Annotated in this window: 21 protein-coding genes and 1 tRNA gene; 9 read left to right on the forward strand and 13 right to left on the reverse strand. The window is 68.9% G+C overall.

Going from position 1 to position 20,470, the window contains the following annotated elements; genetic code table 11:
- Positions 1-733: 733 nt before the first annotated feature.
- Positions 734-1,726: a DnaJ C-terminal domain-containing protein gene (locus ACWJI7_RS10210; protein WP_479937823.1), complete on the reverse strand. Its 993-nt coding sequence runs from the start codon at positions 1,724-1,726 to the stop codon at positions 734-736.
- Between the two features lie 157 nt (positions 1,727-1,883).
- Here ACWJI7_RS10210 and ACWJI7_RS10215 point away from each other — a divergent pair, with 157 nt between their 5' ends.
- Entirely contained in the window at positions 1,884-2,339 is a 456-nt protein-coding gene (locus ACWJI7_RS10215) for a thioredoxin domain-containing protein (protein ID WP_479937676.1), read from the forward strand.
- A 63-nt stretch (positions 2,340-2,402) separates the two neighbouring features.
- On the opposite strand, the gene ACWJI7_RS10220 is transcribed toward ACWJI7_RS10215, so the two are convergent.
- Entirely contained in the window at positions 2,403-2,582 is a 180-nt protein-coding gene (locus ACWJI7_RS10220; RefSeq protein WP_479937677.1) for a hypothetical protein, read from the reverse strand.
- Positions 2,583-3,020: 438 nt separating this feature from the next.
- Entirely contained in the window at positions 3,021-3,512 is a 492-nt protein-coding gene (locus tag ACWJI7_RS10225; protein WP_479937679.1) for an EF-hand domain-containing protein, read from the reverse strand.
- Between the two features lie 500 nt (positions 3,513-4,012).
- Between ACWJI7_RS10225 and ACWJI7_RS10230 the strand changes: the two genes are divergently transcribed.
- Entirely contained in the window at positions 4,013-5,239 is a 1,227-nt protein-coding gene (locus ACWJI7_RS10230) for a THUMP domain-containing class I SAM-dependent RNA methyltransferase (protein ID WP_479937680.1), read from the forward strand.
- On the opposite strand, the gene ACWJI7_RS10235 is transcribed toward ACWJI7_RS10230, so the two are convergent.
- The 3 genes from ACWJI7_RS10235 to ACWJI7_RS10245 are packed head-to-tail and all read right to left on the reverse strand — an operon-like array spanning position 5,229 to position 6,739.
- A complete protein-coding gene (locus ACWJI7_RS10235) occupies positions 5,229-5,897 on the reverse strand; it encodes a hypothetical protein (RefSeq protein ID WP_479937681.1) in 669 nt (222 codons plus the stop codon). The two genes, ACWJI7_RS10230 and ACWJI7_RS10235, sit on opposite strands and share 11 nt — an antisense overlap.
- 12 nt (positions 5,898-5,909) lie before the next feature.
- Positions 5,910-6,272, reverse strand: a complete 363-nt coding sequence (locus tag ACWJI7_RS10240; protein WP_479937825.1) for a phage holin family protein — start codon at positions 6,270-6,272, stop codon at positions 5,910-5,912.
- Between the two features lie 50 nt (positions 6,273-6,322).
- Complete coding sequence (locus tag ACWJI7_RS10245; RefSeq protein WP_479937682.1) at positions 6,323-6,739, reverse strand: hypothetical protein; 417 nt, start codon at positions 6,737-6,739, stop codon at positions 6,323-6,325.
- 103 nt (positions 6,740-6,842) lie between these two features.
- On the opposite strand from ACWJI7_RS10245, the gene smc reads away from it, so the two are divergent.
- Together smc and ACWJI7_RS10255 are read left to right on the forward strand one after the other, a co-directional pair.
- Positions 6,843-10,451: a chromosome segregation protein SMC gene (smc, locus tag ACWJI7_RS10250; RefSeq protein WP_479937684.1), complete on the forward strand. Its 3,609-nt coding sequence runs from the start codon at positions 6,843-6,845 to the stop codon at positions 10,449-10,451.
- A 67-nt stretch (positions 10,452-10,518) separates the two neighbouring features.
- A complete protein-coding gene (locus tag ACWJI7_RS10255; RefSeq protein WP_479937686.1) occupies positions 10,519-11,646 on the forward strand; it encodes a PRC-barrel domain-containing protein in 1,128 nt (375 codons plus the stop codon).
- A 47-nt stretch (positions 11,647-11,693) separates the two neighbouring features.
- On the opposite strand, the gene msrB is transcribed toward ACWJI7_RS10255, so the two are convergent.
- From msrB to ACWJI7_RS10270, 3 genes are all read right to left on the reverse strand, one after another.
- Positions 11,694-12,134, reverse strand: coding sequence for a peptide-methionine (R)-S-oxide reductase MsrB (gene msrB / locus ACWJI7_RS10260; RefSeq protein WP_479937688.1), 441 nt, complete (start codon positions 12,132-12,134; stop codon positions 11,694-11,696).
- 45 nt (positions 12,135-12,179) lie between these two features.
- On the reverse strand, positions 12,180-13,472 hold the full coding sequence (locus ACWJI7_RS10265) for a glycosyltransferase family protein (RefSeq protein WP_479937690.1): 1,293 nt from the start codon (positions 13,470-13,472) through the stop codon (positions 12,180-12,182).
- A gap of 17 nt (positions 13,473-13,489) precedes the next feature.
- Positions 13,490-13,571, reverse strand: a tRNA-Leu gene (locus ACWJI7_RS10270).
- 127 nt (positions 13,572-13,698) lie between these two features.
- On the opposite strand from ACWJI7_RS10270, the gene accC reads away from it, so the two are divergent.
- Positions 13,699-15,060, forward strand: a complete 1,362-nt coding sequence (accC, locus tag ACWJI7_RS10275; protein WP_479937691.1) for an acetyl-CoA carboxylase biotin carboxylase subunit — start codon at positions 13,699-13,701, stop codon at positions 15,058-15,060.
- A 24-nt stretch (positions 15,061-15,084) separates the two neighbouring features.
- Here the strand turns inward: accC and ACWJI7_RS10280 are convergent, their stop codons facing one another.
- Positions 15,085-15,414 carry a YggT family protein gene (locus ACWJI7_RS10280; protein ID WP_479937692.1) on the reverse strand — a complete coding sequence of 110 codons (330 nt, stop codon included), beginning with the start codon at positions 15,412-15,414 and terminating at the stop codon, positions 15,085-15,087.
- A gap of 77 nt (positions 15,415-15,491) precedes the next feature.
- Between ACWJI7_RS10280 and psbX the strand changes: the two genes are divergently transcribed.
- The 4 genes from psbX (at position 15,492) to ACWJI7_RS10300 (ending at position 17,789) form a co-directional block, all read left to right on the forward strand.
- Positions 15,492-15,614 carry a photosystem II reaction center X protein gene (psbX, locus tag ACWJI7_RS10285; RefSeq protein WP_006172065.1) on the forward strand — a complete coding sequence of 41 codons (123 nt, stop codon included), beginning with the start codon at positions 15,492-15,494 and terminating at the stop codon, positions 15,612-15,614.
- Positions 15,615-15,736: 122 nt separating this feature from the next.
- Positions 15,737-16,702: a Ycf66 family protein gene (locus ACWJI7_RS10290; RefSeq protein WP_479937694.1), complete on the forward strand. Its 966-nt coding sequence runs from the start codon at positions 15,737-15,739 to the stop codon at positions 16,700-16,702.
- A 104-nt stretch (positions 16,703-16,806) separates the two neighbouring features.
- A complete protein-coding gene (locus ACWJI7_RS10295) occupies positions 16,807-17,304 on the forward strand; it encodes a TolB family protein (RefSeq protein ID WP_479937827.1) in 498 nt (165 codons plus the stop codon).
- A 29-nt stretch (positions 17,305-17,333) separates the two neighbouring features.
- Positions 17,334-17,789, forward strand: a complete 456-nt coding sequence (locus ACWJI7_RS10300) for a TolB family protein (RefSeq protein WP_479937695.1) — start codon at positions 17,334-17,336, stop codon at positions 17,787-17,789.
- Here the strand turns inward: ACWJI7_RS10300 and ACWJI7_RS10305 are convergent, their stop codons facing one another.
- The 3 genes from ACWJI7_RS10305 to ACWJI7_RS10315 all read right to left on the reverse strand — a co-directional run bounded on the left by ACWJI7_RS10305 (position 17,790) and on the right by ACWJI7_RS10315 (position 20,451).
- Positions 17,790-17,978 carry a chlorophyll a/b-binding protein gene (locus ACWJI7_RS10305; RefSeq protein ID WP_479937696.1) on the reverse strand — a complete coding sequence of 63 codons (189 nt, stop codon included), beginning with the start codon at positions 17,976-17,978 and terminating at the stop codon, positions 17,790-17,792.
- 42 nt (positions 17,979-18,020) lie between these two features.
- Positions 18,021-20,039 carry an ABC transporter ATP-binding protein/permease gene (locus tag ACWJI7_RS10310; RefSeq protein ID WP_479937698.1) on the reverse strand — a complete coding sequence of 673 codons (2,019 nt, stop codon included), beginning with the start codon at positions 20,037-20,039 and terminating at the stop codon, positions 18,021-18,023.
- Between the two features lie 67 nt (positions 20,040-20,106).
- A complete protein-coding gene (locus ACWJI7_RS10315; RefSeq protein WP_479937700.1) occupies positions 20,107-20,451 on the reverse strand; it encodes a histidine triad nucleotide-binding protein in 345 nt (114 codons plus the stop codon).
- Positions 20,452-20,470: the final 19 nt, after the last annotated feature.

The raw sequence follows: 20,470 nt of genomic DNA on the forward strand, positions 1-20,470 counted from the left end.
CCTGCGCATTACCACCTTGACGGCCAGCTGGAAACCATTCGAATCACCTTGATCCTGGCCTAAATTATCACCCTATAGGTGATCAAAAGTGGCCATCTTCACAGACTAGAGATCGCAACTATTGCTGGCTGGAAACGACCAAACCAGGCAATTCGAAGGGCTTTAATCCGACAACAACACACGTTTCATCCGCTGAGGAATGAACAGCTCGGGCTCGATCTCCCGCAGCTCTGGCAAGCTCAGACGCTCAAAAAGAATTGCCGAAGATCGACATCAGGAATGTCGAATCAACTGAGCGAGGAAACAGCTGATGATCACGATGATTGGGCCGTTGGGTCGGCTTCGGTGTTTCCGGTTGAATCGATGCAGGCCAGCCCATCCCCTCCCCTGGTTGGTGATTTCACCGTTGTCGAGGACGCTGCGGGATTCCTGCTCGAGCGTGCATTGCACCCACCCGGAGCCAGTCCAGCCAGTCGAACCCTTCAGCGATGAATGTGCGCTCGCGCTGCAACAGGCCGTGCGGATTCTCAATGTCGGCACTCCCCTGCACGCTCAGGGCCCCGGGTCGGGCTCTTCCCCCGTCCGGGAGGCCCGATGAACATTGACAGGGAGAGGCCGTCGAGCAGAAGAACCAGCCCCGTCGAGGGCTTCGAGCCGGTCACGGTGCGGGGCTCCTTAAGCCGGAGACTTCCCGGCTGTCGGGGATCATGCCGGGGGAGGGGGTGAGGCGCGCTCAGAGGGAGGCGGCCTTGAGCCATTCCTGGCGCGGATCACGGCTGCGGGCGGCGCGCAGCTTCTCGAGCAGGTCGCGCTCGGTCGCACTGAAGCCGTCAGGCAGGCTCAGGGTCAGGCTCAGCAGCAGATCGCCGCGACCCTCCTTGCCAGGCCACCCCTTTCCCTTCAGCCGCAGGCTCCGACCCAGGGCCACTCCGGCCGGCACCTGCACCGTGGCATCCCCGTCAGGGGTGGCGACGCGGACCTCGCCGCCGAGCGCCAGCTCATCGAGGCTGAGCGGCAGTTCGGCCCGCAACTGATCACCGTCGAGCTTCCAGATCGGATGCTCCTGCACCTGAAGGTTCAGGTAGAGGTCACCGCGCCGGCCGGTTCCAGGCTGAAGATTGCCCTTCCCCTTCAGCCGCAGACGACTGCCGTTCCGTACCCCGGCGGGAATGCGCACCTGCACGCGCTCCTCATTCACGGCCAGGGTGCGCTCACAACCCCGGAAGGCCTCAGCGAAGCTCAGGCTGATCGTGGCGTCGGCGTCAAGATTGGCGACTCCGGACCGGCCGGCACCGCTGGCCGGTCCGGCAAAGCCGGAACCGAACCCTGCCGGAAAACCGCCGGAGAAACCGAAACCGGACGGAGCGCCGGAGAAGCCACCTGCCTCCGCCGCCCCACCGAAGCGACCGAGCAGATCGTTGATGAAATCATCGAAGTTTCCGTAGCGGCCGAAATCCACATCAAAGCCGGGGGCCCCGCCGGAGCCGCCTGCCTGGCTCCAGTACTGCCCGTACTGCTCGTAGCGGCGACGTTTGTCGGGATCGGAGAGCACTTCATAGGCCTCGCTGATCTCCTTGAAGCGGGCCTCGGCCGAAGCATCACCCGGATTGACATCCGGGTGATATTGACGGGCCAGCTTGCGAAAGGTGCGCTTCACCGTGTCGGCATCGGCGCCGCGCTCGACGCCCAGCACCTTGAAGTAGTCGCGATAGCCGTTGGCGCTCATCGAGGCAGGGTCATCGGTCTGGGCGATCAAGGCCGGATCCCTCCAGTGTCCCAGTCCCCGGCCCCGGCTGCGATGGTGGCAGGGGGCGGAAGCCCGAACGCCGGGCACCCTCCCGGGCCAAGGCGCCTACGCTCAGGCCTTCCGCTCTCCCTCCACGATGGCCAGCGCCGCGCCAGCCCGCCTGCGGCCCCGGGGCCGAAGCATCAGCCTGCTGCTGGGGTTGGCGCTGGGTCTGCTGGGCCCTGGATCCGCAGCCCGAGCGGTGGCTCTCGATCAGGCCAGCCAACCGGTGGCGGGAAGACTGGGGGAGGCCGTGAGCCCGTCCACCCAGGGGCAGCTGGCGCTGGTGGAGCATCTGAACATGGTGGGGGCGATCTTCTACGGAGCCTGGTGGTGCCCCCACTGCTTCCACCAGAAGAATCTGTTCGGCACCGAAGCGGGAGCGCGGTTGCCCTACGTGGAGTGCGACCGGGACGCGGCCGGCCGGCAGCGCTGCCAGGACGCCCAGATCCGGGCCTACCCCACCTGGGAACTCAACGGCGAGAAGCGGGAAGGGGTGCTCAGCCTGGAGGAACTCACCACCTGGAGTGGCTTCGGCACACCGATGCCGTGATCACCACCTGCGAATCCTGATCGATCCCGCAGGGCGGCAGTGGGATCGTGATGGGGAGTGAATTCAACCCACCGACGCCTTCGGATCCAGAAACATCCACACGCCGGTGCCGTGGCACTCAATCACGTCCCAGTTGGTGAGGGCCCCATCGGAGCGAAGGCCATCCGCTGCCTGAGCCGGGGCCGCGGCCTGGGAGATCTGTTGCTTCTGCTGGTGCTGGGTGGAACTGGTATGGACTGTCATGACGGCATCGGTTCTGGGTCCGTAAGGCTTGTCTAGGCGGAGAGGAACGGGAGTGACCAGCAGCGAGAGATATGTCGCAAGGTGGTCACGAAATCGCAACACGGCCTCCATGAATGTTCAGAGTGGACCAACAACAAGGGCGGCGGTGGTGGGGCCCCGGAGCCAATCGGGAAATCTGTAATCGATGGCCAGGGCTCGCCGGCACGCCCTCCAATCCAGGCTTCCTTCATGGTCGGAGGAGGATGGAATCGGGTGTGACCCGGGGATCAGATCTGCATCATGAATTACGGGGTTTTTCTAGTAGATCCAGATATAGGTGTTCTCGGCTTCAACCTCCGTATCGACAGTCACCATCGACGGCTGACCTTCCGAAGGGTGCCTGCGGCCCGGGAGGAGCGGACCGGCGACGGGGGAGCGGCCGGGGATGGGGAGTGCCCGTCAGAGGCCCAGCCTCACGAAGAAGTTGGTGGTTTCGCCCCGCGTTGCGAAGCCATCGGTGTTGGCATCAATCTGGCGGAACCGATCACGAGCCGGCCGCTGGAATTCCACCAGTTCGATCTGATCATCCTCGTTCCGGTCGAGACTGTCGAAGTAAAGTATCGAAAGATCATCAATTCCCTGAGCACTCAGTCGCTTGGCCGCAGCCTCGGGAAGGTTGGCACGGAAAACAGCACGAACCTCCTCCAGGGTAATCACGTCATCCTGATTGGTATCGATCTGTTTGAACTTCTCGCTGCGATCCGCCAACACCTCCTCCTCCGACACCCTGCCATCGGCGTTGCTGTCCTGTTCCAGATAGACCGTGACGGAATCCGTAACGCTGTTCTCATTCGCCTCACCGGGAGCCGCGTGGCCCGCCGTGTCAAGAATCAGTCCCAGACAGGTGGACAACACGATGGCAATGATGTTTGCGGATGAAATCAGACGCATCGGCTTGGTTAACTGGGTAAACGTTGTGACTCCAAGAAACGCTAATCGATGCTGTCGGAACAGGCAATCCAGGCGGCGCCCGGGGCGGGTCCGGGCTCGCCGCGCCGGCTGGGGGAGGCTGGCGGAACTCGCTCCCCGCTCGCTCCGATTCAGCGAAAAGGGGCCCTTCCAGGCCCCATGGGTCATTTGGGTGATAAGGCTGACCTACCCCATCTCCCTATTGGAGTCAGGCGGCCACAGGGGCGGGCTGACGGGAGAAACGAACGATGTTGTTCGCTGTTACGGGTTTGCTCTGACCGAGCAGGCTTCAGTCACTCTCCTCATACCCCGTCGAAACCATTGCAGCCCCGGGGGGTCCTGCCGAAGGGCAGGAGCCATGGAGCTGAGCGGAATCGAACCGCTGTCCGAAGCACCGGTGTGAGCCACCTAGTCCGCCCGAAGACGGACCTCACCATCATGGCAGTCCCCCCGCCTGGCGGCTCCGACCCGGCAGGGTGGGCATGACCGAACCCGACTGTCGTGTCCCGCTGCCCATGAGCGCCCCCCTGGCCTGCATCGCCGTGGTCCCGCCCGGGCTCGAGCAGGAGGCGGCGGCCGAACTGACGGCCCTCGGAGCGGAGGCGGTGCAGCCCCTGCGGCGGGCTGTGGCCTTCCGTTGCGACCGTGCCGGTCTCTACCGGCAGCACCTGCAGAGCCGGCTTCCCTTTCGCATCCTGAGGGAACTGGCCCGTTTCCCCTGCGCGGGTCCACGGGATCTGTACGAGGCTGTCCAACGGGCAGCCGACTGGGAGCGCTGGCTGCCGCCCCAGCGCAGCTTCCGGGTGGAGGTGAGCGGCAGCGCCCCCGGACTGGGCCACAGCCACTTCACCGCCCTGCAGGTGAAGAACGCCCTGGTGGATCTGCAGCGCAGCTGCTGGGGCGAGCGCTCCTCGGTGGATCTGGTCGATCCGGACCTGTCACTCCACCTGCATCTGGGACGGGGCGCGGAGGGGCGGGGCCTCCAGGGGGTGCTGAGCGTCGACGGCGCCGGCGCCAGCCGGCACCGGCGGGGCTGGCGGGCCGCCGTGGGGCTGGCCCCGCTCAAGGAGAACCTCGCCAGCGGTCTGATCGCCCTGACCGGTTGGGACGGCCGGGTCCCCCTGGTCGATCCCCTCTGCGGGTCCGGCACCTTGCTGATCGAGGCGCTCTGCAGGCTCCAGGGCCTGGCACCGGGCCTGGAGCCCGGCACCACCCGGCCGCGACCGGTCCCACTCCAGCGCTGGCCGGACTTCGATCCCGGCCTCTGGGAGCTTGAGGTGACCGCCGCGGCGCACCTGGCGATCGAGGCCCGGGCCCGGGCTCCGGTCGATGGAGCCTGGCCGTCGGTGCTGGGGCTTGAACACGACCCCGTCGTGCTGAACCAGGCCCGGGGCAACGCGGAGCGTGCCGGAGTGGGTGAGCATCTCCACCTGCAGCAGGGGGACTGCCGCGAGCTGGTGCCACCGCCCGGACCGGGACTGATCGTCTGCAATCCCCCCTACGGTGCCCGTCTCGGGGAGGATGAGGATCTCGAAGCGCTCTATACCGGCCTGGGCACCGTACTCAAGGAGCGTTGCTCCGGCTGGACCCTCTGGCTGTTGAGCGGCAATCCAGAGCTCACCGGCGCTCTGCGCCTGAAGGCCAGCCGACGCATCCCGATCAGCCATGGGGGCATCGACTGCCGCTGGCTGCAGTACGTCATTCGCTGAGCGGGTCCTCCCCGCCCGCATCAATGGCCCGCAGCACCTCCTGGGTGTGCCGGGCCAGCAGCGCCAGGATCAGCTCGAACAGGATCCGTTCCGTGCGCTCCAGATCCTCCTCGGCGTTGCTGTAGCCATTGGTGAGCTGCTCCACCATCAGGGCGCTCGGGGGGAGGCTCAGCACCAATGCCAGCAGCAGCACCAGGCAGCCGCCCAGATAGGGACCGTCCTCGCCCTGAGCCTGCAGCCGTCCGACCCGATCACAGACCTCCTCGTATCCGATCCGCTGCAGGTGCCGGAACCCGCAGGCACAGCCTGTCTGCAGCCGCAGTTCCGCGCGCCACTCGGGCCCGAGCCCCTTGAGGCTGGAGCGGGAGGGCACCCGGCCCCGGCGCAGGGTCTCCCAGATCCCATCCGGGATCGGCAGGGTGGGAAGAACTTCGGGCAGGGCTTCGGGCAGCTCGTAGAGGTCAATGAGCATCTGGAACCAGAGCTCGCTCAGGGTCACGTCCTCGACCTGCCGCCCCTCCGGCTGGGGCCCCTCCAGATCAGACCCGGGTCCGCCGGGTTCGCCGGCCGCGTCCAGGTGACGGACATCGTCGAGCTGGGCTCCGGATCCCCCCGGGGCCTCCCGATGGTGCGTGCTGGGGAAGGGCCGGGGCGTCATGGAGGGGGGCGGTCAGCGCCCCAGCAGGGCACGGGTGGTCTTGCTGAGGCCGGCCGTGGTCTGGGGCAGATAGGGCCCCTTCACCAGCTGGCCGCCGATGCGCAGGAGGAAGCCGGCCACCAGCAGATCTCCCGCCAGCAGAACCAGCACCGCCTGGATCCATCCCCAGCCCAGGCTCAGATGGAGCCAGAGGGCCACCACCACCTGTCCCGCCACCATGGCCAGCAGCAGCAGGGTGAGGCCGGCGCCCAGCAGCAGGCCGCCGCTGATCAACCGGCGCTTTTCCCGATCGGCCTCCTGCAGGGCGATGCGCACATGCAGGTCCATCACCGAGGTGACCAGGGCCGCCATCCGGCCGGCCGCCACCCGGCCCATCCCGGCGCCGGGGGAGCGTCGATCGACGCTCCGCTCCTGTTCGGATTCGCTCACGTCGAGCGCCGACCGGACCCGAGCAGCAGGCCGGCGATCAGCCCGACCGAGGCCGCCACACCGAGGGCGAGCAGGGGACGCTCGCGCACCGGCTTCTCGATGCGCGGGCGCAAGTTGGCGTTGAGCTCGTCGAGCAACTGCTCAAGCTGGGTCTCCAGGGGACCGATGCGGTCAGCCAGATGGCGGGTCCGATCGGAGGCCACATGGAACAGGTCCAGGAGCTGGGCCTGCACTCCGCTGGCGGTGCGGCCGGTCTGCTCGGCGATCACGGCGACCACGTCGTCGAAGCTGCCCCGCGTGGCCTCCAGGGTGTCGCGGGCCACCTGGGGCCACTCCCGCTGGATCGTCGGGAGGAGCGCCTCGAAACGCTCCCGAAACCGATCGTGACTGATGGCCTGGGTTTCCGGTTCCATGGTCTGCTGGTCTGCGTGGGGCGGTTCTTCCAAGGTAGGGAAGGGCTTGAGATTGTCAGCCGCTTCGCTAGCTTTTGCGTGTTTCGCGCCGCACGCGGGCCTGTTGGTTCACATCAATCAGGTCGAACTGAGTCAGTTCAAGTCATTCGGCGGGTCCATGGCGATCCGCCTGGAACCGTCCTTCACGGTGATCACCGGTCCGAACGGCTCGGGCAAGAGCAACATCCTGGACGCGGTGCTGTTCTGCCTGGGGCTGGCCACCAGCCGCGGCATGCGGGCCGAGCGGCTGCCCGACCTGATCAACAGCGCCACGCTCCGCCAGGGCAAGGCGGCGGAAACCGTGGTGAGTGTTCGCTTCGACCTTGGCGCGTGGCAACCCGACGCCGCCGAAGCCGGGCTTGAGGAACCCGACCAGGGCCCCTGGATCCAACCCGGCCAGCGGGAGTGGACCGTGACCCGACGCCTGCGGGTGGCCCCCGGCGGCACCTACAGCACCAGCTACAGCGCCGATGGCGTGCCCTGCACCCTGCAGCAGCTCCAGACCCAGTTGCGCCGCCTGCGGGTGGACCCGGAGGGCAGCAACGTCGTCATGCAGGGCGATGTCACCCGCATCGTCTCGATGAGTGCCCGCGACCGGCGGGGTCTGATCGATGAGCTGGCCGGGGTCGCCCTCTTCGATTCCCGCATCGAGCAGACCCGGGCCAAACTCGATGAGGTCCACAACCGGCAGGAGCGCTGCCGCATCGTGGAACAGGAATTGCTGGCGGGCCGCCAGAAACTCGAACGCGACTGCGCCAAGGCCCGTACGTATCAGGAGCTGCGCCAGCGGCACCAGCTCGGCCGCCTGCAGGAGCAGGTGCTCGATGTCGAGCAGAGCCGCCTCCACCTCGCCGAGCGGCGGCAACGCCTTCATGACCTTGCCCGCCAGGAGGAGGTCGATCGGCTCGCCATCCGCAGCGGCGAGCAGGCCCTCGTCCAGGCCGCCGCCGAGCTCGAGGCCCTGCAGGCGGAGGTGAAGGCCCTGGGTGAGGACAGCCTGCTGGCGGTTCAGGCGGAGCTGGCCGGGCTCGACGCCAGCGGCCGGGAGCTGGCCCGGCAGGCCGAACGGCAGCAACAGGAGGCCGAAGCCCTGCAGGGGCAACGCCAGGCCCTGCAGCGGCGCCATGGCGACCTGCAGCGGGAGCGTCTTGAGCTCAGTGGCGACGCCGATCCGGCGGGGGACCTGGAGCAAGCAGAACAGGCCTGCCGTTCGGCCGAGGCCGCCGTGGAGCTGTCACGGCGGCGCCTGGGAGAGGTGGCTGGTCGCTCGGGAAGCTGGCTGGAGGAGCAGAAACAGCGCAGCCAGCGTCGCCAGGAGCTGCAGGCGGCGATCGCCCCGCTCCAGGCCGAGCAGCAGCAGCTGGCCGAGCGGTTGCGGCAGGCCCGGGAACGGCTGGCGGAGCTGGACGGCGAACTGGCCCTCGATCAAGGCGCTGACCAGCAGCAGCAGGAACGGCTGCTGGAGCTGGATCAGTCCGCCGCCGCCACGGCGGCGGAGCTGGAGCGATGGCAGGAGCAGGCCCGGCAGCTGGCCGAGGACCTCGCCCTGCAACAGCGGACCCGCAGCCGGCTGGAGCAGGAACAGATGGGCCTGGAACGGGAGATCGCCCGGATCGAAAGCCGCCGCGACACCCTTCTGGAAAGTCGGGGGACCGGCGCCCTCCGCCTGCTGCTGGAATCGGGACTGGGGGGAATCCACGGCCCGGTGGCCCAGCTCGGGGAGGTGGACGACCGCTGCAGGCTGGCCCTGGAGGTGGCCGCCGGCGCACGCCTCGGCCAGGTGGTGGTGGATGACGACGGGGTCGCTGCCCGGGCCATCGAGTTGCTCAAGGCCCGGCGGGCCGGCCGCCTCACCTTTCTTCCCCTCAACAAGATCGGCTCCGGGGGCAGCCGGAACACGGCCGCCCTGGAGCGGGGCCGGGCCGGCCGCTCCGGCGGTGGGAGCGGCCTGGTGGGCCGGGCCGTCGAGCTGATCCGCTTCGAGCCGCTCTATGGCGAGGTGTTTCGTTATGTCTTCGGCGACACCCTCGTCTTCGAGGACCTGGCCAGCGCCCGCCGGGAGCTGGGCCGCTGCCGTTCGGTGACCCTGGAGGGGGAGCTGCTCGAGCGCAGCGGCGCCATGACCGGCGGCAGCGTGCAGCAGCGCTCCGGCCAGCTGGGTTTCGGCCGCGCCAGTGAGCAGGACGAGGCCGAACCGCACCGGCGCCGCCTGCTGGAGCTCGGGGAGAGCCTGGCCGCCGGCCGACGCCGGGAAGCCGATCTGGGCCGGCAGCTGGAGCAGCGCCGACCGCTGCTGCAGGAGGGACAGCAGCGCCTGGCCGCCCTGGAGGCCGAGCGCCGGGCGGGCCGTCAGGCGCTCACGCCCCAGGCCCAGCGGCGGGACCAACTGCGCGAACAACGGGGCAGGATCGCCGCCGGCCTGGAGAAGGATCAGCGACGCCAGGGGGAGCTGGAGGCTGGCCTGGCGCCCCGGCTGGAGCAGCTGGCCGCGCTGGAGCTGCAGGAGGCCGGCGCCCAGTCCTCGCACGACAGCCACCGCTGGCAGGGGCTGCGGCAGGAGCTCGAAGCCGCCGATCAGCATCTCACCTCCGCCCGCCGAAGCCGGGACGGCCTCCTGGCCAACCAGCGGGAGCGGGGTCTGGCGGCCGAGCGCCTGGGCCATCAGCTTGAAGCCCTTCAGGGGGAAGAGCGCCGGCTGCTGGCCGCGGTCGAGGCCCTGGCGGAAGTGCACCGCGTGCGGCGTCGGCAGCACCAGGAGGAGCAGGAGCGCCGCACCGCCCTGGAGACCCGGCAGCGGGAACTCCAGCAGCGCTTCGGCGAGCGCCGGCGCGCCCGCGACACGGCGGAGGCCCGCCTCGCCGCCGAACGCCAGGCGTCGCAGACCCGGCAATGGGAGCTGCAACGGCTCGGGGAGGAGCGCCAGGCCCTAGCCGAGGAGGAGCGATCCCTGCAGCTGCGCCTGGAGGCGATGGAGCGGGATCTGCCCGACCCGCTACCGACCCTCCCGGAGGAGGTGCGCCAGGCCGGCCTGGAGGCCCTGCGCAGCAGCCTGCAGGACCTGCAACGACGCATGGAGGCCCTGGAGCCGGTGAACATGCTCGCCCTGGAGGAACTGGAGCAGCTGGAGGAGCGCATCGCCGAGCTGGCGGGGCGCCTGGAGGTGCTCTCCAGCGAGCGGGAGGAGCTGTTGCTGCGCATCGAAACCGTGGCCACCCTGCGCCAGGACGCCTTTCTGGAGGCATTCCGCGCCGTGGACGGCCACTTCCGCACGATCTTCGCGGGGCTCTCCGACGGGGAAGGCCACCTGCAGCTCGAGAACGAGGCCCAGCCCCTCGAGGGTGGGCTCACCCTGGTGGCCCACCCCAGGGGCAAGACCCTGCGCCGGCTGGCGTCGATGTCCGGGGGCGAGAAGTCCCTGACGGCCCTCAGCTTCCTGTTTGCGCTCCAACGCTTCCGCCCTTCCCCTTTCTATGCCCTCGACGAGGTGGACAGCTTCCTCGATGGGGTGAACGTGGAGCGGTTGGCGGCCCTGATCGCGAGCCAGGCCGATCAGGCCCAGTTCCTGGTGGTGAGCCACCGGCGACCGATGATCGCCGCCGCCACCCGCACCGTCGGCGTCACCCAGGCCCGGGGCGCCCACACCCAGGTGGTCGGGATGCCCGCCGCCGCCTAACCCGGGCCGGTGGGTCACAATGACCCCACTGCCCTCCCTTCGCCGACGCCCTCGCGGGTTCTGGCCTTTGACCTCCTCCATCCCCCCCTCCGTCGATCCCTCCGGGGCCGTCCCCAGCGACCGCCTCTGGCTGCGCTCCGAGCTGATGGGCACCCAGGTGATCACGCGGGACACCGGCCGCCGCCTCGGCGTGGTGGGAGAGGTGGTGGTGGACATCGACCGCCGCGAAGTGGTGGCCCTCGGCCTGCGCGACAACCCACTCACCCGCTTTCTGCCGGGCCTGCCCCGCTGGATGCCGCTGGAGCGGATCCGCCAGGTGGGCGATGTGATCCTGGTGGATTCCGCCGATTCGCTGGCGGAGGGGTTCAGCCCCGATCGCTACAGCAAGGTGATCAACTGCCAGGTGATCAGCGAATCCGGCGAGCAGCTGGGTCGGGTGCTGGGCTTCAGCTTCGACATCGAAACCGGTGAACTCACCACCCTGGTGCTGGGGGCCCTCGGGGTGCCCCTGCTGGGCGAGGGGGTGCTGAGCACCTGGGAGCTGGCGGTCGAGGAGATCGTCAGCAGCGGCCCCGACCGGATCATCGTCTACGAGGGGGCCGAGGAGAAGCTGCGCCAACTGGGCAGTGGCCTGCTCGAGAAGCTGGGCATCGGCGGACCCAGCTGGGAGCAGGAGGAACGGGACCGCTTCCGCCAGACCATGGTGCCGGTGGAGAACCAACTGGCCTCCGGCCAGAGCACAACCCAGGAGCAGCGGCGCATCCAGCCGGCCACCAGTCGGGCGGTTCTGCTGGAGGAGCAGGAGGAACTGGAGTACGTCGAACTGGAGCGTCGGCGACAGGAACCCCTGCGCCAGCGCCGTTACCTCGACGATGACGACTCCGCCGATCGCGGCGGCTCCGGCGGCCGAGAAGCGCTCGCCGCCGACGGCCGCGACCCGGACCTGGATCGGCGGAGGCCCCTGGCTCGCTCCTGGCAGGAGGAGAGCTCCTCCTGGGGCGATCCCGGGCGCGATCAACCACTGCCCGAGCGACGCCCCCCCCTCCCTCCGCGCCAGGCCAGCCGCCGGGATGTCCTCGACCAGAGGGAGCCCCTGGACGTGGATCCCGAGCCCTACCGGGAGAGCGAAGACAGGGCCGACGGGGAGTCAACCCCGCGCCAGCCCAGCACCGAGACCTTCGGTGATCCCTGGTGAGCCCGGCCTGGCCGGAATCCTGAGCCCTCCGGTGGATCGGCTCGAAGCTAGGAACCCGGTCCGGCCTCCGGTTCGAAGGCGAGCGAGGCGGAGTTGACGCAGTAGCGCAGGCCGGTGGGGGCCGGGCCGTCGTGGAAGACGTGACCGAGGTGGGCCTGGCAGTTGGCACAACGGATTTCGGTGCGCACCATGCCGTGGCTGCGATCCTCGATCGTGGTGATGGCGGCGGGATCCAGACCCTCCCAGAAACTGGGCCAGCCGCTGCCCGAATCAAATTTGGCCTTCGAGGCGAACAACCGGGCCCCACAGCAGATGCAGGCGTACTGACCCGTCTGTTTGTGGTTCCAGTAGGCGCCACTGAACGCCCGCTCGGTGCCTCCCTGACGGGTCACCTGGTACTGCTCGGGCGTGAGGATCGCGCGCCAGTGGGCCTCCCTCGCCGCGGGATCGGTGGACTCGGGGGCTGTTCCGGGGCCTGGGCCGGACATGGGAGCGATGCGGACGCGACCGGTCCAACCTAGGCAACCCGCCCGTCACGAGACGGGCAGGAGCTCCTGCACCAGGGAGGCCAGGGCCGCCACGGCTCCGGGCTGTCCCCGCAGGCTGCGCAGATCATCCCGCTGACCCTCCAGCCGGCTGGGGTGGGCCAGCCAGTCGGCCGCCTCCGCAGCGATCTCGGCCGGCGTGATCGCCCCCACCCGCTCCGGCACCACCTGGCGGCCGGCGGAGATGTTGGGCCAGGCGAGGAAGCCGCGCTGGCGCATGCGCCAGGCGGTGAGGGCCACCCCCACCAGCCAGCGCAGCAGGGGCAGCCGGGCCACCAGCCCGAGCCAGCCGTCCCAGGCCTGCATCACCTGCAGGTGCTGGGTCGGCACCAGGACGATCATCGGCACCCCCAGGGCCCCCAGTTCCGCGGTGTTCGCCCCCACGGTGGTGAGCGCCAGGGCGCACTGGCTGAGCGGACCGTGGGCGGGATGGCGCTCGACCAGGAGGATGCGGGTGCCGGCGCCCGTCTCCAGCCATCGCTCCTCCGGCTCTGCCCCCTGGCCGGACGCGACCAGACGGGGAGTGCTCCCGCCGTACTGGCGCCCAATCGGGTTCTCGGCGCTGCCGTAGGCCACCAGCTCCCGCACCGACGTGGTCGGAGCCACCGGCAGCAGGAAGCGACAGCCGGGCCTGAGCTGGGCCAGGCGGTCGGCGACCTCCAGCAGGAACGGAACCCCCACCTGAAGCTTGGCCCGCTTCGATCCCGGCAGCAGCGCCACCCAGTCCCCTGCGGGCAGGGGGGCGTCGGCCCGGGCCGACTCGGAGAGATCCGCCATCAGATCCCCGACCACCGAACAGCGCTCACGCCAGCGCGGGGCGAGACGCGCGGCGGCCTGGGGCCCCATGGCGGCGATGCGGTCATTCCAGCGGGGCCAGCGGGCCACCCATTCGGCATAGGTGAGATGGCGGTAGCCCAGCCGCGCGGAGAGCAGCACCGTCCAGAACTGATCACCGCCCAGGAACACCACCACTCCCTTCGGCGGCCAGGGACCGTTCCGGGCCGGCCACAGCAGCGCTGACCAGAAGCGGTGAGCCGGCACCACCCGCTCGAACAGCCCCAGCTCCCGGGCCACCTGCGCTTCGCGCCCGGTGGCGTTGGGGCAGGGCACCAGCACCAGCCGCAGGGCGCAGTCCCCCTCGGGGGCGAGGGGACGCAGCAGCAACTGGCGGTGCAGGCGCCGGGCCAGGGGGCCCACCCAGGTCGTGAGCTCGCCCGGGCCGTTGCAGACCAGCACGATCGCTGTGGAGGGCGGCGTGCGGCTCTGCGGCAGTGGGGTCAAGCAAGGGGGAAGAGAGATGCGGATGGCGAGACTTGAACTCGCAAGGCCGAAGCCACACGCCCCTCAAACGTGCGTGTCTACCAATTCCACCACATCCGCGTGGACCGCAGGAGCCCAGGGGCTTCCTCCGGTTCGTCAATATACCCATCGCCCGGCCCGGCTCCGGCCGCGCTGGAAGGCCTGAGTCAGCACTGATACAGTCCGCAGCGGCCTGGACCCCCCACGGATGCCCATCGGCAAGCTGCTGATCGCCAACCGTGGCGAAATCTCCCTCCGCATCCTGCGCACCTGCCGGGAGATGGGGATCGCCACCGTGGCGGTCTACAGCACAGTGGACCGAAATGCCCTGCATGTGCAGCTCGCCGATGAGGCGGTCTGTGTTGGAGAAGCACCGAGCAGCAGGAGCTATCTCAACATCCCCAACATCATCGCGGCGGCGATCTCCCGCGGTGCTGACGCCATCCATCCCGGTTACGGCTTCCTGGCCGAAAATGACCGCTTCGCCGAGATCTGTGCCGCCCACGGCATCACCTTCGTGGGTCCTTCCCCCGAGTCAATCCGGGCCATGGGGGACAAAGCGACGGCGAAGGACACCATGCAACGGGTCGGCGTACCGACCATCCCGGGCAGCCAGGGGCTGCTGGAGCATGCCGGGGAAGCTGCTGCTCTGGCCGCCCAGATGGGCTACCCCGTGATGATCAAGGCCACGGCCGGCGGAGGGGGCCGTGGCATGCGACTGGTGAACAGGGCCGATCAGCTCGAAAGCCTGTTCAAGGCCGCCCAGGGGGAAGCGGACGCGGCCTTCGGCAACCCCGGACTCTACATGGAGAAGTTTATCGACCGCCCCCGGCATGTGGAAGTGCAGGTGCTGGCGGATCGCCACGGCAATGTGGTTCACCTCGGCGAACGCGACTGCTCGATCCAGCGCCGCCACCAGAAACTGCTGGAGGAGGCGCCCAGCCCGGCCCTCGATCCTGACCTGCGCCGCCAGATGGGGGAAGCGGCGATCGCCGCGGCCCGCAGCATTTCCTATGAGGGTGCCGGCACGGTGGAGTTCCTGGTCGATCGAGGCGGGGACTTCTACTTCATGGAGATGAACACCCGCATCCAGGTGGAGCACCCGGTCACAGAAATGGTTACGGGCATCGACCTGATCGCCGAGCAACTGCGCATCGCCGGTGGCGAGCCCCTCAGCCTGCGCCAGGAGAGCATCCGCCTGAGTGGCCATGCGATCGAATGCCGCATCAACGCCGAAGACCCCCAGCAGAACTTCCGGCCCTCACCGGGAAAGATCACGGGCTGGCTTCCACCCGGGGGGCCTGGGGTCCGCGTCGACAGCCACGTCTACACCGGCTACGAGATCCCGCCCTTCTACGACTCCCTGATCGGCAAGCTGATCGTCTGGGGGGTGGACCGCGACGCCGCCCTGAGACGAATGCGGCGGGCCCTGAGTGAGTGTGCCGTCACCGGCATCCCCACCACAATCGAGTTCCACCTGGCCCTGCTCGATCGACCCGAGTTCCAGCGGGGGGACGTGCACACGAAGTTCGTCGAGCAGGACATGCTGCCGCCGGCCCCTGCCCCGTAACGCCCGGCGCAGGGGCCCAGGGCGTTACGGGACCAGATCCTGGCTGCGGCGCAGCACCAGGGTGAGCAGCCCCTGCTGACCCACCAGCAGCTCCCGCAGCAGGGAGATCAGCCCGACCCAGATCACCGGGGTCACGTCGACGCCGCCGATCGGACGGACCAGCCGGCGTGTCCATCGCAGCAGCGGCTCCGTGGGCTGGCTGATCAGCCGCATCGCCCCCCGCTCCAGGTCCACCTGGGGATACCAGGTCAGCACGATCCGAAACAGAAACAGCAGTGTCCAGGCCGCCAGCAGCAGCCCCAGGACGACCAGCCCCACCGACAGGGACTGCAGCAGCACGGGGGAGGCCGTCACAAAGCTCTAAGGACCACAGTCTCCATGGTAGGAAACGGGGCCCCCTGCCTAGGATCCCTGATGGATCCGGACCTGCCATGACACCCTCCCTTTCGAATTTCCTGAGCAGCCTTGTCTACGGGGCGATGATCGTGGTGATTCCGATCAGCATTGCCCTGGTGCTGATCAGCCAGAACGATCAGGTCGACCGCAAGCTCTGATCGCGGGCAGCCGGCGCGCGGGCTGACGCTCCGGTCAGGGCCTTCGCTGGCCAGGTCCTTAGACTGGCCACACGGGTTCTCCGCAGGAGGGCACGATCCAGCGTTCGACGAGGGTTTCAGACGTGGTCAATGCCAGCCTGAACTGGGCCAGCATCGTCGGCATCGTGCTGGCCGTCGGCGGTGCCTTCCTCTACTTCATGAGGAGCTTCAAACCGGCCCTCGCCCGCGACTACGACGTCTTCTTCGCCGCGGTCGGCCTGCTGTGCGGCGGGATTCTCTTCTTCCAGGGCTGGCGGCTCGATCCGATCCTCCAGTTCGGTCAGTTCCTGTTGGCAGGCACCACCGTTTTCTTTGCCTACGAGAGTGTGCGGCTGCGGGGGGTGACCACCGAGCAGGCCCGGCGCTCCTCCTACTTCGACGACGACGAGCCGCCCCTGCCCAGACCCAGCATGGGTGGCCGACCCGGCTGGGACTCCGAGGTCGACCGCTTCGATGAACCCCAGCCCCTGAGGCGCCGGATCCGCTCCCTGGAAACCGAGGAACCGGAAGACGAGGGGGCGTTCTACCGCCCCCGCCGCAGCGACCGCCCGGCCATCCCCGAGCGGGCGGCCAGCCGTCGGCCGCGGGGCCAGGAGGACTGGGAGCCCCCCAGCCGGAGCCGCGGCTCCGGCCCCAGCGACGACCCCTATCCCTCGCGTGGCACCCCCGCCTCCCCCCCCGGAGGTGCTTCGTCCTCCGCCACCGCGGCGTCCCGCTCCGGCCCCGCCTTCGGTGCCCGCCGGCGCGAACGGGACAGCGGGATCGAACCCCGTCGGGGCAGCCGACCGGTGCCCAGCAGCGACACCATGCCCCGCTCCAGCCGGCGCAGCGGGGGCGGCGCCTCCCCCTCCCCGGCGGGTGGCACTTCCCCGGCCTCCTCCGGGCCCGCCGCCACCCCGGGGGTGCCCCAGGGCAGTCCGATCCGCGGCCGGGGCGAAGCGAGCGGGGAACCTCCCGCCCCGGAAACCCGCAACGTCAGCGACGCTGATTTCACCCCCCTGAGGCCCGCCGGCGGCAGCCGAGACAACAGCTCCCGTTTCGACGACTGAGCCGGACCACGGACCCCATCATTCCCGCCGGGCCGCTCGGCCGAGCCCAGCACCCGTCAGGCCGCCCGCCCGCCTGGCCCCCCCTGCTGGCCCTGCCCCTCGCCCTGGCCGGATGCGCCTGGCCCGGGAGCCTGCGCAGCACTCCGGCGCCGCCGGCATTGTCAGCCCTCAGGAGCCGCCAGGATCCGGCCCTCAGCGGGGACGGCCGGCTGCTGGCCAGCGTCGTGGAACGCGGGGGGCGCAGCACCGTCCTGCTGCAGGACCGGCGCAGTGGCACCGTGCTGCCCTTGCGTCAGCTGAAGCGACGCCAGCCCCACAGCTCTCCATCACTGAGCTGGAACGGCCGCTACCTAGCCCTGATCGTCCAGCAGGGCCCCCGCCGCCTCGCTGTGATCGAAGACCGGCTCACCGGCCGGCTCCACCCCCTCCCCCTGCCGGGAGAGAGGGATCCCCAGCGGCTGAGCCTGGCCCCCGACGGCCGAAGTGTGGCCCTGCAGGTGGTGCGGGATGGCCAGGGAATCGTGGAGATCTTCGATCTCAGTGCACGGCTGGAACCCGATCCAACCCCGGGACAGCGGGTCGGGGGGGGGGGCTCGCCGTGAGGGTCTGGCCCGGAGCGGCGACCGCGGCGGTGACCGCTCTGCTGGTGCTGGGGGGCTGCAGCCCCCCGCCGCTGCGACCCGTGCCGCCACTCAACCAGCGCCTGGCCCAGGCCGGCCTCAACCGTGATCCCTCCCTGTCCGGACGCTGGCTCGCCCTGATCACTGGACGGGACGGCCGCGAGCGGGTGGTGCTCGTCGATCTGGAGAGCGCTCGGCCCGTGCCGCTGCCGGGACTGAACCGTCCCGATGCCCAGCCGCTCAGCGTGGCCGTGGACGCCCGCGGCGACCGCCTGGCCGTGGTGCGTCAGCGGGACGGACGGACGGAACTGGTCCTCTACCGACGCTCCAGCGAGAGCCTGCAGCCACTCCCCCTGGATCCCCCCGGTGTTCCCCACCAGGTGTCCCTGAGCGCAGACGGGCGGGCGCTGGCGGTGCAGATCAGCCGGGGCGGACTGTGGCAGGTGGATCTGATCGACCTGCCCTGATCAGGGCACCAGGCCCGCCCAGTGGAGGAAGCTGTCCCCGCTGAGGGCTTCGATCAGCAGCACCGCCGCGAAGCCGAGCATGGCGAACCGCCCATTGACCCGCTCGGCGTAGGCGCTCCAACCGAAGGCGGGAGGATCGGAGGTGGTGGCGCTGGTGGCCGGGGACAAGGGGTTGGTCGGAGGGGTCATCGAGGGAGTGAACTGGAACGGAATCGGGGCGGCTCAGCCGGGTTAGCCACGGCCGAAGTCATAGCCGGTGGCGGGAAACAGCCGCCAGCCCCCCTTGCCGTCGAGTTCGAGCACCGTGTCGTGGAAGGCCACCAGGGTGGGACGGTGGCCGACGCTCACGAAGGCCATCTCCCGCTCCGTGAGCCGTTGGTAGAGGTGCTTTTCGGTGCTGACATCAAGGGCGCTGGTGGCCTCATCGAGCACCACGAACCGGGGGGAATTGAGCAGCAGCCGCGCGAAGGCAAGGCGTTGCTGTTCTCCCAGGGACAGCAACCGGGGCCAGTCCTGATTGATGTCGAGATCGGGGTAGCGATGGGCCAGCTCCGGCAATCTCACCTCCTCAAGCACGCTGCGCAGATGGTCGTCACTGAAGCGCTCGGGCTGCAGCGGATAGCAGAGCTGTTCGCGCAGGCTGCCCAGAATCATGTAGGGCTTCTGGGGAATGAACAGCAGCTCGGCCAGCGGCGGCCGCTGCACGTTGCCGGCGGCCGGCGGCCAGAGGCCGCTGACCATGCGCAGGAAGGAGGTCTTGCCACAGCCGCTGGGGCCCACCACCAGCAGCCGCTGGCGGGGGCCCACCTCCAGGCTGATGTCCCGAATCAGGCAGCGGTTGCTGCGAGGCGGCACCAGATCCGCATGGCTGACCAGGATGGAATCGGCCGGCGGGGCCAGGGCACCCGGGGTGCTGGCCAGTTGGGCGGCAACCGAGGCGGCGGAAGCGGCCTGGGCGGCGACGGCCTCCGAGGAGATCTCCTCCATCTTTCCCTGGAAGCCCTCCAGTCGGCTGATGCTGGCTGAGAAGGCCGCCAGCCGATCAATGTTGTTGACGATGTAACTCACCGAAAACAACACCTGACTGAAGGCGATGCTGGCCTGACCGAACACGCCGAAATCCACTTCCCTGGCAAAATAGATTGGCGCGATCACCAGCCAAGGCAGAAAGCGGGAAAAGTAGTCATAGGAACGCTGAATCACCTGAATGAGCGCCTCCCAGATGATCAACCGGTCGTAATTGATGATGGCCCCGCCAAGACGCCGTTCAGCCTCCTTTCCTTCCTGCTTTTCACCCCGGTAAAAAGCGATCGATTCGGCATTGTCACGGATATGAACGAGGCCGTAGCGAAAATCGGCCTCCAGCTTCAGCTGGAGGTAATTCAGGGCCACCAGCTTCCGGCTGGCGAAGATGATCAGAGCCGTCCCGGCGGTGGAATAGGCCAGTAACAGCAGGGCCAGCTTCCCGTTGATGCTCCATAGCACGATGATGAAGCTCACGAAGGTGAGCAGGGCAGAAATGATCTCCACCGTCACGCTCAGACTGGTACCGGTAAAGCTCGCCGTATCCTGGGAGATCCGTTGGTCAGGGTTGTCGATTTCCTCCAGGGATTCATCGTTGGGATTGAGGTTGTAATAGGCCCTGTTCGATAGATAGCGGCCGAGCAGCCGCGTGCTGAGCCATTCCCGCCAGAGCAGACCGAGCTTCGGAATCAGGTAACTCTGGATCGCCCGGATCGGCAGAGCCAGCACCAGGCAGAAGGCATAGATGCCGACGATCTTCCAGAAGCCATCCTGGTCGTAGGCGACCAGGGCGTTGTCGACGTTCCGGGCGACAAAGCTGATCCCCACGTTGATCCCGTTGATCACCAGGATCAGCAGGGTGATCACCCCCATCAGCAGCCAGGGAAGCCAGCGTCCCTGGCGCAGCTTGCCCCGCAGGCAGCCGAACGCCGCCAGTCCGGCGACGAACAGCACCATGATCACCGGTGCGATCGGCCCGCTCCAGAGCCCCGCGACCTGCTGGGGCACGCCGGGCAGGAACCGGTCCCGCAGGGCGGGGATCAGGGCACCGCTGGCCGCCACCACGCCGGTGAGCAGCAGCAGGGTCAGGCCCACCACCACGGCCACCAGGGCCACCACCAGCATCAGGAACTGCCCTGAGCTGCTCTCCTCCAGGGGCAGGAAGTAAGGCTGGGCCAGTCGCTGCAGCTTGCCGAGCTGGTCGCGGAAGGCCGCCAGGGCGCGCATGAAGGGTTGCAGATGGGGCGCATTCTCGCCGTTGGCGGGCCCGGCCGGGATCCCAGGACCGGGGCCCTCATCCAGGAGGCCAGTGCAGCGGACGGCCGCCGATCACATGGACATGCAGGTGGAACACGGTCTGACCGGCGCCCGCGCCGGAATTGATCACCGTGCGCCAGCTCTCCAGCCCCTCCCGGCGGGCCACCCTTGCCGCCACCAGCAACAGGTGGCCCAGCAGCGGGGCATGACGCTCCTCGGCATCGGCCAGGTTCACCAGGGGCTCCCGGGGAATCACCAGCACATGCACCGGGGCCTGGGGATGGATGTCGCGGAAGGCCAGGCAGAGGTCATCGGCATGGACCTGGTCGCAGGGGATCTCCCCCCGCAGAACGCGGCCGAAGATCGTGTCGCTGGCAGCCATGACGCCGGGCTCGACGGGA

The organism is Cryptocyanus atlanticus LEGE 06306 (genome assembly GCF_056633155.1).

Coding starts and splice junctions, on each gene's coding strand:
- ACWJI7_RS10305 (WP_479937696.1), bottom strand. CDS start 17,978: ATGACCCCTCCGACCAACCCCTTGTCCCCGGCCACCAGCGCCACCACC.
- msrB (WP_479937688.1), bottom strand. CDS start 12,134: ATGTCCGGCCCAGGCCCCGGAACAGCCCCCGAGTCCACCGATCCCGCG.
- ACWJI7_RS10220 (WP_479937677.1), bottom strand. CDS start 2,582: ATGACAGTCCATACCAGTTCCACCCAGCACCAGCAGAAGCAACAGATC.
- ACWJI7_RS10210 (WP_479937823.1), bottom strand. CDS start 1,726: ATGAGCGCCAACGGCTATCGCGACTACTTCAAGGTGCTGGGCGTCGAG.
- ACWJI7_RS10215 (WP_479937676.1), top strand. CDS start 1,884: ATGGCCAGCGCCGCGCCAGCCCGCCTGCGGCCCCGGGGCCGAAGCATC.
- ACWJI7_RS10240 (WP_479937825.1), bottom strand. CDS start 6,272: ATGGGCCGGGTGGCGGCCGGCCGGATGGCGGCCCTGGTCACCTCGGTG.
- ACWJI7_RS10225 (WP_479937679.1), bottom strand. CDS start 3,512: ATGCGTCTGATTTCATCCGCAAACATCATTGCCATCGTGTTGTCCACC.
- accC (WP_479937691.1), top strand. CDS start 13,699: ATGCCCATCGGCAAGCTGCTGATCGCCAACCGTGGCGAAATCTCCCTC.
- ACWJI7_RS10230 (WP_479937680.1), top strand. CDS start 4,013: ATGACCGAACCCGACTGTCGTGTCCCGCTGCCCATGAGCGCCCCCCTG.
- ACWJI7_RS10315 (WP_479937700.1), bottom strand. CDS start 20,451: ATGGCTGCCAGCGACACGATCTTCGGCCGCGTTCTGCGGGGGGAGATC.
- psbX (WP_006172065.1), top strand. CDS start 15,492: ATGACACCCTCCCTTTCGAATTTCCTGAGCAGCCTTGTCTACGGGGCG.
- ACWJI7_RS10310 (WP_479937698.1), bottom strand. CDS start 20,039: ATGCGCGCCCTGGCGGCCTTCCGCGACCAGCTCGGCAAGCTGCAGCGA.
- ACWJI7_RS10245 (WP_479937682.1), bottom strand. CDS start 6,739: ATGGAACCGGAAACCCAGGCCATCAGTCACGATCGGTTTCGGGAGCGT.
- ACWJI7_RS10235 (WP_479937681.1), bottom strand. CDS start 5,897: ATGACGCCCCGGCCCTTCCCCAGCACGCACCATCGGGAGGCCCCGGGG.